Annotated in this window: 15 protein-coding genes; 2 read left to right on the top strand and 13 right to left on the bottom strand. The window is 66.6% G+C overall.

Annotation, left to right across the window (positions count from 1 at the left end; translation table 11 throughout):
- Window positions 1–418: 418 nt before the first annotated feature.
- Window positions 419–688, bottom strand: coding sequence for a 30S ribosomal protein S15 (gene rpsO / locus AB0L58_RS31645; protein ID WP_364392433.1), 270 nt, complete (start codon window positions 686–688; stop codon window positions 419–421).
- Window positions 689–814: 126 nt separating this feature from the next.
- Window positions 815–1786 (bottom strand): bifunctional riboflavin kinase/FAD synthetase, encoded by a 972-nt coding sequence (locus AB0L58_RS31640; protein ID WP_364392431.1) that lies wholly within the window; start codon window positions 1784–1786, stop codon window positions 815–817.
- Window positions 1787–1965: 179 nt separating this feature from the next.
- On the opposite strand from AB0L58_RS31640, the gene AB0L58_RS31635 reads away from it, so the two are divergent.
- Entirely contained in the window at window positions 1966–2742 is a 777-nt protein-coding gene (locus AB0L58_RS31635; RefSeq protein WP_364392429.1) for a metal-dependent transcriptional regulator, read from the top strand.
- A 156-nt stretch (window positions 2743–2898) separates the two neighbouring features.
- Here AB0L58_RS31635 and AB0L58_RS31630 read toward each other — a convergent pair whose 3' ends face one another.
- From AB0L58_RS31630 to AB0L58_RS31595, 8 genes are all read right to left on the bottom strand, one after another.
- A complete protein-coding gene (locus AB0L58_RS31630) occupies window positions 2899–3318 on the bottom strand; it encodes an EF-hand domain-containing protein (protein ID WP_364392427.1) in 420 nt (139 codons plus the stop codon).
- A gap of 191 nt (window positions 3319–3509) precedes the next feature.
- Window positions 3510–4412, bottom strand: coding sequence for a tRNA pseudouridine(55) synthase TruB (truB, locus tag AB0L58_RS31625; protein ID WP_364392425.1), 903 nt, complete (start codon window positions 4410–4412; stop codon window positions 3510–3512).
- Complete coding sequence (npt, locus tag AB0L58_RS31620; protein ID WP_364392423.1) at window positions 4412–5083, bottom strand: 4'-phosphopantetheinyl transferase Npt; 672 nt, start codon at window positions 5081–5083, stop codon at window positions 4412–4414. Before npt ends, truB begins: the two co-directional genes overlap by 1 nt.
- 35 nt (window positions 5084–5118) lie before the next feature.
- Window positions 5119–6075 (bottom strand): metallophosphoesterase, encoded by a 957-nt coding sequence (locus tag AB0L58_RS31615; RefSeq protein WP_364392420.1) that lies wholly within the window; start codon window positions 6073–6075, stop codon window positions 5119–5121.
- A gap of 80 nt (window positions 6076–6155) precedes the next feature.
- Window positions 6156–7157, bottom strand: a complete 1002-nt coding sequence (locus AB0L58_RS31610; protein WP_364392418.1) for a TIGR03943 family protein — start codon at window positions 7155–7157, stop codon at window positions 6156–6158.
- A complete protein-coding gene (locus AB0L58_RS31605) occupies window positions 7154–8158 on the bottom strand; it encodes a permease (protein WP_364392416.1) in 1005 nt (334 codons plus the stop codon). Before AB0L58_RS31605 ends, AB0L58_RS31610 begins: the two co-directional genes overlap by 4 nt.
- A 107-nt stretch (window positions 8159–8265) precedes the next feature.
- On the bottom strand, window positions 8266–10356 hold the full coding sequence (locus tag AB0L58_RS31600; protein WP_364392603.1) for an Ig-like domain repeat protein: 2091 nt from the start codon (window positions 10354–10356) through the stop codon (window positions 8266–8268).
- 9 nt (window positions 10357–10365) lie between these two features.
- Window positions 10366–12111 (bottom strand): Hsp70 family protein, encoded by a 1746-nt coding sequence (locus tag AB0L58_RS31595; RefSeq protein WP_364392414.1) that lies wholly within the window; start codon window positions 12109–12111, stop codon window positions 10366–10368.
- 111 nt (window positions 12112–12222) lie between these two features.
- Here AB0L58_RS31595 and AB0L58_RS31590 point away from each other — a divergent pair, with 111 nt between their 5' ends.
- Window positions 12223–12999 (top strand): hypothetical protein, encoded by a 777-nt coding sequence (locus AB0L58_RS31590; protein ID WP_364392412.1) that lies wholly within the window; start codon window positions 12223–12225, stop codon window positions 12997–12999.
- A gap of 42 nt (window positions 13000–13041) precedes the next feature.
- Here the strand turns inward: AB0L58_RS31590 and AB0L58_RS31585 are convergent, their stop codons facing one another.
- From AB0L58_RS31585 to rbfA, 3 genes are all read right to left on the bottom strand, one after another.
- A complete protein-coding gene (locus AB0L58_RS31585; protein ID WP_364392600.1) occupies window positions 13042–14355 on the bottom strand; it encodes an MATE family efflux transporter in 1314 nt (437 codons plus the stop codon).
- 277 nt (window positions 14356–14632) lie between these two features.
- Complete coding sequence (locus tag AB0L58_RS31580) at window positions 14633–15652, bottom strand: bifunctional oligoribonuclease/PAP phosphatase NrnA (RefSeq protein WP_364392410.1); 1020 nt, start codon at window positions 15650–15652, stop codon at window positions 14633–14635.
- 22 nt (window positions 15653–15674) lie between these two features.
- Window positions 15675–16118 (bottom strand): 30S ribosome-binding factor RbfA, encoded by a 444-nt coding sequence (gene rbfA, locus AB0L58_RS31575; RefSeq protein WP_040693060.1) that lies wholly within the window; start codon window positions 16116–16118, stop codon window positions 15675–15677.
- Between the last annotated feature and the right edge of the window lie 8 nt (window positions 16119–16126).

Here is a 16126-nt window from a genome sequence, read left to right as displayed (position 1 = left end):
CCAGCTGTCGTCAGCCGTACCGGATACGGACGCGCGGCAACCCTCCTGGCTGCGACGCGCACACCCGGCCGAATCCCCTTGGAAACAGCGACGCGGAGGCGGTCATCGATCGAAGCCCGCCGGCGACTGCGCGCCTGCCGGGAGGCCACTACCGAAGACCGACGCCACGCGGGCGGGTGCATACGGCTGTGCAATGTTGTCGTGCAAACGGGGCGTATGTACCCCTCATACACATATAGCCAACGGGGAGATTGTACTTCTCCCCGTTGGCTACCTGATCGACCGCCTCGGATCGGCAGCGTGTCGAGCGCGCTTCCACGCCCAACCCGGCCAGCACGAAGCGAGTCCTATGAGCTACGTCGCGGCCCGTCTCGCGGCCGAGTCGTCGAAGCGCATGCGCCGAAGGCGCTGCAAAATGTTACCGACGCAGGCCGAGACGCTCGATGAGCTGGCGGTAACGCGCGATGTCCTTGTCGGCGAGGTACTTCGACAGACGCTTGCGACGACCGATCAGTGCCATCAGGCCGTGGCGGGTGTGGTGGTCGTGCTTGTGCTTCTTCAGGTGCTCGGTGATGTCGGCGATCCGCTTCGACAGCAGCGCGATCTGCGCCTCCGGGGAACCGGTGTCCTTCTCGTGCAGGCCGTACTCGGCGAGAATGGCCGACTTCTGCTCGGTGGTCAGCGCCATGGGGCATCCACTCCTATTTCTCAGTTCCGCGCTCGAGGATTCCGGTTACCCGGTCGGGTGCCGCCGCGGACCGCAGCAAACCCGAGGATCCACCTTACCCGACACTGCCGAGCCCACCGAATCCGGTCAGGAGTCGGCGGCGGCGGTGAGAACCTTGCGGGCGTTCTCGACGTCGCGGGCCATGGCCTCGAGGAGTTCGTCGATGGAATCGAATTTGCGCATGCCGCGCAGGTGCTCGACGAAATCCACCGCGACGTGCTGGCCGTACAGATCGGCCTCACCGTCGAGCACGTAGGCCTCGACAGTGCGGGCGCGCCCGGAGAAGGTGGGATTGGTGCCGATCGAGATCGCGGCCATGGCCCGCTCTCCCGGCGTCACGGTGCCGATGGTCGGACCGGGACCGAGCACGGTGAACCACCCCGCGTACACCCCATCGGCGGGGATGGCGGCATACATCGGCGGGGCGATATTCGCGGTCGGGAAGCCGAGCTCGCGACCGCGACCGTCACCATGCACGACCACGCCCTCGACGCGATGCGGACGACCGAGCGCTTCGGCTGCCGCGGCCATATCGCCCGCGTCGACGCAGGCGCGGATATAGGTGGAGGAGAAGGTGACGGCGTGCTCACCGAGCAGTTTCACACCGTCGACCTCGAAGCCGAAGCGCCCGCCCAACTCGCGCATGGTCTCGATGGTGCCCGCGGCCTTCTTACCGAAGGTGAAATTGTCACCGACCACGACCGCGGCCACATGTAGGCGTTCGACCAGCAGGTCGTGTACGTAGCGCGCCGGGGTCAGCTTCATGAATTCTTGGGTGAAGGGAATGACGCAGAACACGTCGACGCCGAGTTCCTCGGCCAATTCCGCACGCCGGGTCAGCGTCGTCAACTGCGCCGGATGCGAACCGGGGCGCACCACTTCCATCGGGTGCGGATCGAAGGTCATCAACACCGCCGGAACACCCCGTGCGGCAGCGGACTTCACGGCCCTGCTGATCAGCTGCGCGTGGCCGCGATGCACACCGTCGAATACGCCGATCGTGAGCACGCACCGCCCCCAGTCCGCGGGCACCTCGTCGAGACTTCGCCATCTCTGCACAGTCCGCAGCCTACGCAAAACGGGAGGCGAACAGTATTCGGAGGTGGCCATCCGCACTCCGACCCGAGTTCGTTGTGTACATGGGGTGAATTGCGGGTTCAACTGGGCGACGACAGTTGCGTGCCGATCACGATCGGTGTCTTTCCGGTAAGAGTCTGGATGTGTGAATCGGGAGTGCAATGCATAAGCTCGAAGATGTGCCCGGTAAACGAGACATCGCAACCCGACGCGAGCTGGCCGACACCGCAGCGCAGCCGACCGAGACCACAGGGCCCCACGGCAGCACCGCGACGGTTGCGCCGGAGCTCACCTCGGTCGCCCAGGATTATTTGAAGGTGATCTGGACCGCGCAGGAGTGGTCGCAGGAAAAGGTATCGACGAAACTGCTCGCCGAACGGATCGGTGTCTCGGCCTCCACGGTTTCCGAGGCGGTGCGCAAGCTCGCCGATCAAGGCCTTGTCGAACACGCTCGGTACGGGTCCATCACCCTCACCGAACACGGGCGGCGCGCGGCGGTCGCCATGGTGCGTCGGCACCGGCTGATCGAGACCTTCCTCGTCAACGAACTCGGCTACGGCTGGGATGAGGTGCACGATGAGGCCGAGGTGCTCGAGCACGCGGTCTCGGAATTGCTGATGGCGCGCATCGACGCGAAACTCGGCTATCCGGACCGGGATCCGCACGGCGATCCCATTCCCTCGGTCGACGGCGCGGTGCCGACGCCACCCGCCCGCCAACTCAGTGATTTCCGCGCGGGCGAATCCGGCCATGTCGCACGGATTTCCGACGCAGATCCGGATATGCTGCGCTACTTCGATTCGGTCGGCATCGCTCTGGATACGCCGATCGTCGTGATGGAGCGCCGAGACTTCGCGGGCACCATCGCGATTCGCATCGAGGACCGCACCATCGATCTCGGCAGCCCCGCTGCCGAAGCCATCTGGCTCAGCGACTGACACTCGCGTGCCGGTGGTGACGCTCAGCTGTCACCACCGCACGCCGCCGCGGCCACCGCAACCGCGGCAAGAACACACTCCGATATCCTTATCGGATCGCTGGGCCGCGGAGTTAACACAGGTCAAGCCCCATAGAAATGGTGTGCGCCGAATCGGTCAGCGCGATAGGAAGTCCAGCAGCGCACGGAATTCGGACGGCGACAGGAAGCCGTCCCTGTCCGCATCCGCCGCGGCCAGCAGCGATTCGGCGGGCTCGTCGATCCGCCCGGCACCGACATGGCGGATCAGGGATTCGAGTTCGTCGACCGAGATCTTGCCGTCGCCATTGATATCGAAGACCGTGAAGGCCGCATCGGCATCGGTGACCTCGATACGCCCGCCGACCAGGGCGGCATCGAATTCGGCTCGGGAGACCAGGAAGTCGCCATTGGTATCGGCGGCGGCGACCATCCGTTCGACGGCCTCGTCATCGACTTCCAGTCCGAGCGAACGGATTCCGGTGACGATGTCCTCGACCGACACCAGACCGTCACCGTCGCGGTCCCAGAGCTCGAACGTATCGACCGGTTCACTCATTCCCCACAACCTTCGTCGCACTTGTCTACCGCGGCCACTCTACGGATCGCCGTGTCAGTTGACGCACGACCACCGACCGCCTCGCACAGGGCAGCGATCCGACATCCAGGCGATCATCTCGGGCGAACGCGGCGAACTCCGCGATATATGCGTCGGCGCCCCACTCTGTGCGCTGGAACCACTCGGCGTAATCAGAGATTCGACGGACGTACGACCATGACCGAGGCCGCGCGCTTGCCGCTCTCCTGCAATAGCGCGATCGCGCGTCCGGACGGGTCGAGCGCGGCGTAGACGCCGGATATGCCGACCGGCTCGAGCCAGCGGCCGTTGCGCAGATCGTCTGCCTGCTTGTCATCGATATCGCGATGCAGGAATGCGGTTCGGATGGCGTCGTCGATATCCAGACTCAACAGCGGATCCGCGGATTCGGCGGCCACCGCCAATTCGTCGAGGGTTCTGGCGTGTTCGAGGGTGAACGGGCCGACCCTGGTGCGGCGCAACGCGGTCAGGTGGCCACCGACGCCGAGTGCGGCGCCCAGATCACGCGCCAGTGCCCGAACGTAGGTGCCGGACGAACATTCGACGACCACGTCCAGATCGACGAAGTCCGAAATATTCCGGCGGGCAAGGATATCGAAGCGCGAGACGGTGACGGGACGAGCGGCGAGCCGGACATCCTCACCGGCCCGATGCCGGGCATAGGCACGTTCGCCGTTCACCTTGATGGCACTGACCGTGGCGGGCACCTGCTCGATCGCGCCGGTCAACTCTGCCGTGTGCATGCTGATTTCGGCATCGGCGAGATGAGTCGCCGCCGCGGCCGAGAGCACTTCGCCCTCGGCATCGTCGGTGGTGGTGGCCTGTCCGAGCCGAATGGTCGCGGTGTAGGCCTTGGTGGTCAGCGTCAGTAGGCCGAGCAGTTTGGTGGCGCGCTCGACACCGAGCACCAGTACGCCGGTGGCCATCGGATCGAGCGTCCCGGCGTGCCCGATCTTCTTGGTGCGTAGTAGTTTTCGGCACTTCGCGACGACATCGTGGCTGGTCCAGCCGCCGTCCTTGTCGACGATCAGCAGGCCGCCGAGTGCGTCGGCCATCAGACGTGCACGATCGCGGTCAGGATGAGTCCGTCGCCGATCATCCAACGGCCATCGAAGGAAATCAGCGGCGCACCACCGTCGGTGACCTGTCCGGGCACCAGGATCTGGCTGTGGAAGGTGCCCGAACCGGCACCATCGGAGCCCTCATCGAGAGTGAAGGTGATGTGGGCATCCTCGAAGCCGAGCCAGCGTGCGGTCAATGGCCACCACGCCTTATAGGTGGCTTCCTTCGCGCAGAACAGCAAGCGGTCCAGGTGCAGGCCCGAACCGTCGACCCGGGCCAACCAGTCCCGTTCGGGTGGCAGGCTCACCGAATCCAGCACCCCCTCGGGCAGGGTGCCGTGCGGTTCGGCATCGATACCGATCGAGCGGAACCGCAGCTTGTGCCCCAAGGCCGCGGCCCGGTAGCCATCACAGTGCGTCAGGCTGCCGACGATGCCGCGCGGCCACACCGGCGCACCCCGCTCGCCCTTGCCGATCGCGACCGGCGCCTCATCCAGTTCCGCCAGCGCCAGCCGGGCGCAGTACCGAGCACCGATGAAGTCCCGGCGGCGCTTCTCCACCGATTTCTCGATGAGGTGCGCCTCGGCCGGATGCGGCTGCAGATCCTCGGGATACTCCAGCAGCTCGGCCGAAGCCACACCAGCGGGAAGAATTTTCTCGATCATTGCCGTCGAGCCTAGTCGAGGACCAGGTGCCCGCCTCAAACACCGCGGCGACGGTCGGCTTTGGCGCGCATCTCGGCGGCCGCGGCCTCCATCTCGGGGGTCACCTTGAAGTGGCCGCCCCAATTGTTCAGCGAACCCGGCGGGTACTCGGGGGTCGGGAGGATTTGACGCAGCAACTGGTCCGGCAGTCCGCGGCGCTGCCATTCGCGAGGGTATCCGAGCGATACCTCTTCGAAGCGCACGCCGTCGTAATAGGAGGTGCGTGGGATGTGCAGGTGGCCGTAGACCGAGCAGACCACGTTGTAGCTGGTGTGCCAGTCGGCGGTGAGGTCGGTGCCGCACCAGAGCGCGAATTCCGGATACCACAGCACCTCGGTGGGCTGGCGCACCAGCGGGAAGTGATTGATCATCACGATCGGCGTCTCGGATGGCAGCGCGTCCAGCTTCCGCTTGGTGACCTGAACCCGAGCATGACACCAGGCGTCCCGGGTCAGGTACGGATCCGGCGAAAGCAGGAATTCGTCGGTGGCCACCACATTGCGTTCCCGGGCCAGGGCGAGTCCCTCGGCCTTCGTCTTGGTGCCCTTGGGCAGGAACGAGTAGTCGTACAGCAAGAACATCGGAACCAGTGTGACCTGACCGCCGTACTGTTCGGACCCCGCGCCGGTCCACACCGGGAATGGATCCTCTGGTGTGATGACATCGAGGTCCCGGCAGATCGAAACCAGGTAGTCGTAGCGCGCGACACCGTGCATCTGCACCGGATCTTTCGCCGTGGTCCACAATTCGTGGTTGCCCGGCACCCAGATCACCTTGGCGAAGCGGCCACGCAGCAACTCCAGCGCCCAGCGAATATCGTCGGACTTCTCCCCCACGTCCCCGGCCACGATGAGCCAGTCCTCGGGCGAATCCGCTCGAATCTGCTCGACGACCGGACGATTCCCCTGGTGCCCGACATGAATGTCGCTCACCGCCATCAACTTGGGTATCACCACACCTACATTGGCATATCTGTGGAGGTTCGCGCCGTTCGGCTCGACGATCATGGGCGATGCCGGGGTCGAGTCCGCCGCTAGCGGCCGCGTTCGTAGGGCCGATCCGGGGCCTCGATCCGCTGGTAGTCGGTGACGACGAGGGTGGGCGTGTGATCCGGATCTCGCTGGGCACTGCCGGTTTCGACGACCCCACGGACCTCGAGCCACGCATCGTCCTCGATCACCTCCCCCATCCCCGACAGGTGCACCAGTACATACCGCGCATCAGCGACACAGCAGGTGATGACCACCCGCGCGAGATCCGCATCGGGCGTATCCGGATGCCGCTGCACGAGATCCTTGGGCCGAATGACGAACCCGCTGATGGTGACCTCGCGACCATCCAGGGAGTGACTGGAGTCCTGGAGCGCACGATCCACCAGGTCGACAATCGGCAACCGCGGCGCCGACTCGGCTGACAGCGGCGGAAAGGCCCAGAGCTTCGGCTGCTCCGCGGCGAAGTCGCGCGGCACCAGTTGAACCGGTGAACTGGTAACCGCCGCCCCCGCACCCAGTGCGGGGGGTGCGATGAGCAAGAGCGCGGCAACCGGCGCGAGCAACAACCACTGCGCGCGACCCGAACCGTGCTCATGCTGTGCAATGGCGTTGCCGAACGCATCGCCGCGGCCCAGTGCATCGGCAGGGCTCCGCACATCGTCGGGGCCCAGCGCGTTGACATGGACCTGCACGTCGACGTGGCTCGGCACATCGTCGCCGCCGAACGTGTACTCACGGCCGACCAAGTCACCATGGGCTTCCGAGTTGGCATGGTCCTCTGCGTCGCACGCGTGTTGCATGCCCGGGTGGCTCGGAGGATCGTCGCTCCCGTCCTCGACGGTGACGTGTTCGTCGGATGCGGTGTTGCGGCGGATATCTCGGATGATTGCCACCAGGGCCAGCAGAATGAAGCCGATGCTGCTGATCAGTAGGAATGGGTAGAGGCTCGGTTTTACATAGCGCAGGTAGCTGCCGTCGAGGGTTATCCAGAGCACCGCGGTGCCGATCAGTAGCAACAGTAGATTCTGTGTTTCTCGCTTCATCGGGCACCTCCGAGGAAGATGTATCCGGCGATCGTGCCGCAGGCCACGGCGACCGCGAAGGTCAAGGGCGCGAAGCGCATTGCGAAGCGGCGGCCGAAACTGCCCGCCTGCATGGCGAAGAGCTTCACGTCGACGGCCGGGCCGACGACCAGGAATACCAGCCGCGGCAGCAGGGGCAGCGTCGACATACTCGCGGCGACGAACGCATCGGCCTCCGAGCACAGCGCGAGCACGATCGCCAGCACCGCCATGATCAAGATCGCGACCACTATCTGCCCGGCCAAACGCTCGTACCAGGCGGGTGGAACCAGGACATGCAGCGCGGCGGCGGCCGCGGCACCGAGCACCAGAAATGCGCTGGCCTGCAGGAGATCGTGGCGCGCGGCCTCGGTGAAAACCTCCCACCGGGTTCGCCCCATCACACAGTGATCGCGCCCGGTGCCGCGCGGAAGCAGCCAGGCCGGACGTCCGATCCGCGACCAGATCTGCCCCATCACCACCGCGGTGGCCAGCGAGCCGGTGAACCGCGCGGCCACCATTGCGGGCTCGCCGGGAAATGCCACCGTCGTGGCGATCAACACCACCGGGTTGATCGCGGGGGCCGACAGCATGAAGGCCAGGGCCACCGAACCGGGCGCCCCCTGGTCGGTCAGCCGCCGCGCCACCGGCACGACACCACATTCACATCCGGGCAGCGCCATCCCGGCGAGTCCGGCAACGCCGATCGCCGCGGATTCATTGCGCGGCAATACCTTTCGCAGCGCCGCAGGTGAGACGAAGGCGGCGATACCACCGCTCACCAGCACCCCGAGCGCCAGAAACGGCACTGCCTGCACGAAGACACCCGCGAAAATCGTCACCGCGGTCTGCAGTCGCGCGGACGCCCCCACCGCATGCACCAGCGGCGCCTGCAGGACCAGTCCGAGGACGATCAGCGCGGCGAGCACATACGTCGAGGACACCCGCGTCCGTACCGAATTCACAGCGTTCTGTGCGAGCACGTCCCTATCCTGCCCTGTGCTGTCGCCGAATCCGGCTTGTCGCCGATCACCCAGCGTTGCGCCGTCATGAACGGTCGGCGTGCGAAGAACCGTCGGACCGATCTCGGCTACCCGAACCAGCGAATCCGCGCGGTCGGCGCGAAACCCGCAGCGACGGTGAGTTTTCCGTTCGGTTCGCGGCGGCAGGATGCGATGGCGACATGGCAGGGTCGCGGAATATCGGGCGGGATCCGGACACCGCCATCGATTTCGTACCGCATATTGGTGACCTTCCAGGAGCGGGCCTGGGGGTCGTCCGGGGTGGTCGGGGGGTGGTCGGGCCGCACGACGGCCATGACCTCGGTGACGCCGGTGGGCCAAACGAAGACCAGCAGCCCCGCCTGTTCGTCGAGCCCGGTCACGGTCGGTATGCCACTCGGCGACGGATCGTCCTGCGATTGCTCCGGTCCGCGTTGCGGTTTCACGGCGGGGCCGGTATCGGATCGGGTGATCTCCGAGTACCGGCCCGCAACGGCGGCGGCCACCGCGTATATCGGCTGCCCGACGGCGGGCGCGCCACCGTCCTCGAGTTCTGTCGCCTGGGTACGGCCCACCACACGCCACGATCCGTCCGGCTGCAACCTCGTCACCCGGTAGGCGACGTTATCCGTCGACGTCGGCGACCAAGCCACGAGCACCGACCCATTCGCCAATCTGGTGGTCTCGACCCGCCGCGGCGCCTCGATCGGCGACTCCGCGAGCGCGACCGCCGCACCGGCGTGGTCGGCGCATACCTCGACCGCCGCGATCAGCCCGCGCATCCTGGCGTCGTCCGGTCCCGCTTGCGCCTCGGCGACGAGCCGGTCCGCTTCGGCAATGGCTTCCCGGGCTTCGGCGAGCAACTGGTCGATACTCGGCACCTGGCTCGGCGGCAGCAGATCGGATGCGGTGCGGCGCACCTGCTCCAGATGCGGCAACGCCTCGACATACCGCTTTGCCGCACACGCGGCGGTCGCATCTCGCCAATGCGCCTGCGCCTCGCTCAGTACCCGGTCCACCTCGTCGGATACCGAACGAATCGGCGTGAGCCCTTCGCCATCGGAACCCACCAGTCGGCGCGCATCCTCGACATGCCGCGCGGCTTCCTGGGGGCGACCTCCGCGCAGCGCCCCGCGAGCGGCCTTGAGCGGCGCCTCCCAGCGTCTGGGTGCAGGCGGTTGCGCTATGGGTTGCGGCGGCATGGCAGGCGGCGAATTCGACACTCGCGCACCGAGTTCCGCGGCGATCTCGGTGAGTACCCGGGTGGCATCGGCCCGATCGAGCCCCATCCGCATCGCCTCGTCGAGCAGATACTGGAAGTCGTCGCCGACGAGTTCGTCCTCGACCAATACCGCCGCTCTGACCTTGGGCCGCAATTCCTTGGCGACATCCTCGGCCACCGCTCGCAGATACTCCCGCAGCGTCGCCTCGCCCGATTCGAGCACATCACGGATGTGAATCAACAACTCGTCCAACACAACTCGGACGCGCCCCGGAGGTAGCTCCCGCGATCGCGCGCGCAATGCCTCGGCGCGCAATCGAATCTCCTGGCCCTGACCGGCTTTCGCCGGATCCACCCGCAGCAGCGCGAACAGCGTCGGCGTCGGTTCACCGTCGATCAGCCGTTCCCATTCGCTCAGCAACTGCCGAATCTGTTGCCTACGTTGATCGGTGAGCACACCCAGGGGCGTCGGTGCGTCCTCGATGACCCGATGCCTGCGCAATCGAGTCGCGACCTCGGCGACACCGAGCCCGCCCATCGCGCCGATCTCTTCCAGCCCGGCCACCTTCCCGGCCGGGACCCCGCCGTGCCGCTGCACCAAGCGCGAGATCGCGGCATCGAGCAGCTCGTAGCGGTCCGCATCCCGTCGCTCGCGCACGTCCCTTATCCGCGCCGCTTCCACGCGACGCACCGCCGAATCCAGGAGCACCCGCGACAAGTTGGGATGCGCGTCCACCAGTAGCCCAACCAGCACCCGGTACTTCGGATGGTCACGCTGACGCTGCCAGAAGCCCCAGACCTCCTCGACCCTGGCGGCGACTTCGGCATCGGTCAGCGACTCCACCTCCTCCAGCGGAATGTCATAGATCTCGAACGCATCCGATTCCTCGAGCCCGCCACGGCGTTCGATATCGGCGAGCACCCGCTTGCGGTAGTCGTTCGGATCGAACGCCTGCATGGTCACGGCTCAGCTGTCGCGGCGGCGGGTGCGCTGGACCTGATCGAGTTCGCGCGCGACATCCGCTTGCGACAGGGTCGCGCCGGTCTGCGCGGTCAGCACCAACGGAATATCGGCGTCGATGTGATGGCAGGTGACGCGCAGGACGCCATCGAAACCCATCTCGAAGGTCACCCGCACTTCGCTGCCCTCGGGATAGCCCGCGGGGATGCCGCGAATTCGGCCTTCCACCAGCACCTTCGCATCCTCGGGCCGCGCCGATGCCGCCTGGCCCTGCTGTTCCACGATGGTCAGCGCGATTTCGTCCTGATCCGCGCGCACGGTGCCGAACGAGCGACGCACCTTCACCGGCAGTGTCGAATTGCGATGAACCAACCAGGTCGCCGCCAGCCCGTACTGATAGTCGAGGGCCAGCACACCGAAACCGCGCGAAACGACGGTATCGACCTGGATTTCGAGCATCCGGCGCACCAGCCCGACCGGTTGTCCGAAGGAGGCGGCGACGCGGGCGATCGATTGGTCCAGATCGGCCGGTGCCGCATCTTCGATACTCGCACCGTCACGCAGTCGGCCGCGCGTGGTGAGGTCGGCGAGGACGAGACGCTGCATCTCCAGTTTCTCGCCGTAGAGCGCCGCGCCGCGCGCCACCGAGAGGTCGGGGTCCCGCAGTTCGCCGGCGAGGCCGAGTACCTTGCGCAGTTCCCGCTGCACCATCGGCATGCGCGAGGAGCCGCCGACGAGCAGCAGACGATCAACGGATGCGACGCCGCGCTTACTCGCCGCGGCGAGGCAGTCGCGGGCCAGATCGATGGTGCGGCGCATGAGCGAGGCGGTCATCGCGTCGACTTCGGCGCGCGTCAGCGGGATCACCGCGCGGGCGCCGTCGTGTGCGATCACCACATCGGTGCGCTCGGCATCGGTCAGCTCGCGCTTGGCGCGTTCGGCGGCCAGCACCAGCATCTGCGAACCCGCCGAATCGTCCAGCGGGTCTTCGGCATCCGGATTCGCCTCGCAGAACTTCTGCGAAAGATACAGCGCGATGCGTTCATCCCAGTCGGCGCCGCCGAGCTGGTGATCGCCCTCGACCGCGAGCACCGAGATGCGGCGGTCGGCGAGTTCGATGACGGTGACGTCGAAGGTACCGCCGCCCAAGTCGTAGACGAGAACCGTCTCGCGCTGACCCGGCTTGCCGACATCGGTGCTGGATTCGCGGTGCCCTCCGTGGTCACGCTGTGCCTCGGGGCCTGCCGCTCGCACCGCATGGCTGCCGTCGAGTCTGCCGAAACCGTAGGAGAGCGCCGCGGCGATCGGCTCGGAGAGCACACCGGCGACATCGAAGCCCGCATACGTGCCCGCCTGGATGGTCGCGCGCCGCTCCTCGTCACCGAAGTAGGCGGGCACGGTGATGACCACGCGTTTCACCGGCTCGCCACCGCTGAATTCGGCATCCGCGGCAAGGCTTTTCAAGATCAGCGCCGAAACCGCGGGCGCGGACCAGGTCTGACCGTGCGCGGCGAAGCGCCAATCCGTATCGCCCATGCGCCGCTTCACCAGCGCGCACACATGCTCCGGATCGAGCCGGGCCTGCCGCCGCGCGCCCTCGCCCACCAGATGATCGAACGCCGATGCGAACAAGACGACCGAAGGCACCGTCGCCTCGCCGTTCAAACCGATCACGACGTCGGGCCGGCCGTCGGTGTCCATCCGCGCGATCGCCGAGTTGGTCGTACCAAGGTCGATGCCGTAGACCCCCATGAGACGCGATGGTAGCAGCCACATCCGACACCAGCCCAGTTCTCGATGATGGATCCCGCTGCCGCCCAAAACCATCGCTGTACCCCCAGCGACGCACGTTAAGGTGCGAGCATGACCGAGCCCGCCGCGCCGCACCCCGAGGACCCGACCACCCCCGGCGCGCCGCAGGTAGAGACCACCACCAACCCAACCACGTCACAGCCGACCGACCCCACCGTCCCGCACGTGCCAGAGCGCGAAACCCGCACCGCCCCAACCGAACCACAGCCTGGTCAACCCACCAGACCCCGCAATCCATGGGCCGAGGCCACGACCAACCCGGCCATGCCGCAATCCAGTCGCACCACCAACCCCAACGCGCCACAGGCCGAGACCCCGACCGGGCCACCAACCGACTACTCGATCGGTTCTCGCGGGCCACAGCTCGAGGCAACCGACCCACTCGCCGACCTAGCGGAACGCATCGAAGACCTGACCCGAACAATCGCGCGCCAAGCCAACACCATCGACCGCCTGGCCGACGAAGCCAAGGCACGCGACCGCCGCGATCGCGCGGGCGCCGACCTCCCACTCGTCCTGGAACTCTTCGCCCTCCACACCGATACCACCGCCTGCGCCACCACCGCAGAATCCGCACGTGAGCGCGCGGCATTCGAAGCCATCGCCACCCGCATCGAACGCCTCATCACCGGCCGCGGCGGCACCCTGATCACCCCACACCCCGACGCCCCCTTCGACGCGCTCACCATGGAAGCGGCCGAGGTGACGATCACCGACGACGCGCATGCGGATCGCACCGTGGACACCACAATCCGGCCCGGCTTGACGGTATCGGGACGTTCCGTACGCCCCGCGGCAGTGGTTGCTCGCAAGTACCGAGCAGGCTGACTCCGGTGCGTCGAAATGGAGTTCCCTGTGCCGTTTCGCGGATCACGTACTGACGCTGGGGACCTCGGCGCCGATTCGGGCCCAGTGGCCGGATTCTGCGCGCCAGACTACGGCGAGTAGGCGTAGGAGCATGAAGGCTACCAGTCCGGTCCAGATGCCAGCTATGCCCCAGTTCAAGAGGAGGGACAGCCAGATGGCGGGGAGGAAGCCGAGGAGGGCCGCGCCGAGGGTGGTGTTGCGGAGGTATGCGGCGTCGCCCGCGCCCAGGAGGACACCGTCGAGGGCGAAGACGATGCCCGCGATCGGGATGATGGCCACGAAGAACCACCAGGCGACATGGGTGCGGTCGAGGACAGCCGGATCGTCGGTGAAGAGTTCGGGGATGACAGTCGCGCCCACCGCGAAGGCGGCCGCCAGCACCAGCGCGAATCCTCCCGACCAGCGGGTGATGCGGCGTGCGAGTCCGCGCGCACCGGCGGCGTCGCCCGCGCCGAGCGCCGCACCGACCAGCGTTTGAGCGGCAATGGCAAGCGAATCCAGGGTCAGGGCAAGGAAATTCCAGAGCTGCAGGACCAATTGATGCGCGGCCACCGATGCCGCACCGAATCGGGAGGCGACGGCCGCCGCCGAGACGAAGCTGGCTTGGAAGGCGAGGCTGCGGGCGATCAGATCACGGCCGAGAATCAGTTGCGCTCGCATCACCGACCAGTGCGGCACCAGCGAAACACGCGCGCGCACCAGCGCACTCAGGAACAACCCGGCCGTCACCGCCTGACCCGCCACATTCGCGACCGCCGAACCCGCCAGCTCCAGCCGCGGCGCACCGAGCAACCCGTGCACAAGCGTCGGGCACAGCACCCCCGAAACCAGCAGTCCCGCGACAACGAACAGCAGCGGCCTACGCGTCTCCTGCACCCCGCGCAACCACCCATTACCCGCCATGGCGAGCAGAATCAGCGGCACCCCGAACAACGCGATCCGCACCCAGACCAACGCCTCCCCGGCAATATCCCCACCACCCGCGATCACATTCGTCAGCGGAACCGCAATCGCCTGCCCCACAACAAGAACCAGCGTTGCGACGATCACGGCGACCCAGGTCGCCTGCACGCCCTCTCCGATCGCACCGCGCTCATCCCCAGCCCCATGCCGCCGCGCCGCTCGCGCCGTGGTCCCATATGAGAGGAATGTCAGCTGCGAGCTCACCTGCGCCAGAATCAATCCGCCGACGGCGAGCCCGGCCAATGCCAACGCCCCGAGCCGGCCCACCACAGCCAGGTCGAACAGCAGATAGATGGGCTCCGCGATCAGCACACCCAAGGTCGGCAAAGCGAGTCCGAGAATCCGTCGAGGCATGACCGCACCGATCGGATCCGATGCGTCCCCGCTGATCTCCTCGGCAGCCTCGACCTCGCGCAGCAGATTCGCCACCGCATCGAGGCCGTCCCCGTTATGCGACGGATCCGGTTGTATCTCGTCCATCAGCGGCAATTCCCGACGTCGCCGGGTTCGTCACCACAATGGACCCGAAAAGCTATGCCATGCAGAGCATCTCGCGACAACGGCGCAGCGCCCGAACAGCGCCCACGCGCAGCATGCCGCTGCTCGACCAGCGGACCCGCAACCACCGTACTCACCCGAGTTCGGCCAATAGCGCCGCAACCACCGAATCCGACGTGCCGTGCGTGGTATACCCGGCCGCGAACCGATGCCCGCCACCGCCCAAAGACGTTGCGACAGTAGCCACATCGACACCGTCCTGCGCGCCCGGCGCGCTATCGCGCGAGCGCAGCGACACCGTCCACCGATCCGGAATCGTGCGAGATTCCTTGAATACCGCGGCAACCCCGGCCTCGGAGGTGGTGCGGACGATATCGACCACACTCTCCACCTCTTCCGAGCGCACACCATCGACATCCTCGCGCCGCACAATGGCGTACACCAGCCCGGTCCCACCGCCGGCCTGCGGCTCCAATCGAGCCGAACCGAGCACCCGCGACAACATCGGCAACCAGCCGAACGGATGCGTATCCATCAGCGAGCGTGTGATTTCGGCACCGTCGATGCCGGTGGCCAGCAGTCGTTCGGCCAGCTGATGGGTGCCGGGCCGCACCCAGCGAAATGATCCGGTATCGGTAACCAGACCGGCGTAGAGGCAATGTGCCACTTCGGCATCGATCGGCACCTGCCAGGTATCGAGCAACCGCGCGATCAGACTCGTCGTCGATTCCGCACCCGCATCGATCACATTGATCGTCCCGAACCGGGTATTGGAGCGGTGATGATCGAACACCAAAGTCGTTCGGGCTCCGGCCAATCGATCGGCGAGCGCACCCAGCCGACCGGCACTGCCGCAGTCCACGGAAACCAGCAGATCGACCTCGGCGGGGACATCCGCCGGCGGCACCAGATGCTGCACACCGGGCAGCGTCCGCATCGTTGCGGGCAGTTCGGCGGGTTCGGCGAACGATACCCACACCGGCACACCGCGCCGATGCAACACCAAGGCCAAGGCGAGTCCGCTGCCGATCGTGTCGGCATCGGGCTGCACATGGCACAGGATGGTGACCGAACGCGCCGCGCTCAATGCCGCAACGGCCGGTCCGAACTCGACCGCATCGACAGCGACCCCCCTACCCGGGTCGACGGGCATCGTCGTCATGGTCTACCGCGCGTCACTCGTCGGATTCGCGTTCGACCTTGTACGGGTCCGCATCGCCGGCATGGGTGGCGGTGGCCGCCACCTTCGCGACCGCGTCATCGGCGGCCCGCGCCCTGGCCAATAGCTCTTCCATATCCCGTGCCGCATCGGGCACCTTGTCGAGTACGAACGCGAGCGTCGGGGTGAACTTCACGCCGGTACCCGCGCCCACCTTCGAGCGCAGCACACCCTTCGCCTTCTCCAGACCGGCAGCCGCGGCCGCGTAATCCGGTTCCACGTCGAGGGTTTCGCCCATCACCGTGTAGTACACCGTCGCCTCGCGCAGATCGCCGGTGACCTTCGCATCGGTCACGGTCACGAAATTCAGACGCGGATCCTTCACCTCGTACTCGATCGCGGTCGCCACGATCGCGGAAATCCGCTTGGCGAGTCGGCGTGCCCTGGCTTGATCCACCATGGCTGAAC

Origin of the sequence: Nocardia sp. NPDC052112 (assembly GCF_040680135.1) — a bacterium.
Lineage (GTDB): Bacteria > Actinomycetota > Actinomycetes > Mycobacteriales > Mycobacteriaceae > Nocardia.
This window is presented reverse-complemented; position numbering and strand designations above follow the sequence as displayed.

What these genes read in the sequence shown, in the direction of transcription:
- rpsO (WP_364392433.1), bottom strand. Translation starts at nt 688, where the DNA reads ATGGCGCTGACCACCGAGCAGAAGTCGGCCATTCTCGCCGAGTACGGC.
- AB0L58_RS31600 (WP_364392603.1), bottom strand. Translation starts at nt 10,356, where the DNA reads ATGCAGGCGTTCGATCCGAACGACTACCGCAAGCGGGTGCTCGCCGAT.
- AB0L58_RS31610 (WP_364392418.1), bottom strand. Translation starts at nt 7,157, where the DNA reads ATGAAGCGAGAAACACAGAATCTACTGTTGCTACTGATCGGCACCGCG.
- rbfA (WP_040693060.1), bottom strand. Translation starts at nt 16,118, where the DNA reads ATGGTGGATCAAGCCAGGGCACGCCGACTCGCCAAGCGGATTTCCGCG.
- AB0L58_RS31585 (WP_364392600.1), bottom strand. Translation starts at nt 14,355, where the DNA reads ATGCCTCGACGGATTCTCGGACTCGCTTTGCCGACCTTGGGTGTGCTG.
- AB0L58_RS31590 (WP_364392412.1), top strand. Translation starts at nt 12,223, where the DNA reads ATGACCGAGCCCGCCGCGCCGCACCCCGAGGACCCGACCACCCCCGGC.
- AB0L58_RS31580 (WP_364392410.1), bottom strand. Translation starts at nt 15,652, where the DNA reads ATGCCCGTCGACCCGGGTAGGGGGGTCGCTGTCGATGCGGTCGAGTTC.
- AB0L58_RS31630 (WP_364392427.1), bottom strand. Translation starts at nt 3,318, where the DNA reads ATGAGTGAACCGGTCGATACGTTCGAGCTCTGGGACCGCGACGGTGAC.
- truB (WP_364392425.1), bottom strand. Translation starts at nt 4,412, where the DNA reads ATGGCCGACGCACTCGGCGGCCTGCTGATCGTCGACAAGGACGGCGGC.
- AB0L58_RS31595 (WP_364392414.1), bottom strand. Translation starts at nt 12,111, where the DNA reads ATGGGGGTCTACGGCATCGACCTTGGTACGACCAACTCGGCGATCGCG.
- npt (WP_364392423.1), bottom strand. Translation starts at nt 5,083, where the DNA reads ATGATCGAGAAAATTCTTCCCGCTGGTGTGGCTTCGGCCGAGCTGCTG.
- AB0L58_RS31635 (WP_364392429.1), top strand. Translation starts at nt 1,966, where the DNA reads ATGCATAAGCTCGAAGATGTGCCCGGTAAACGAGACATCGCAACCCGA.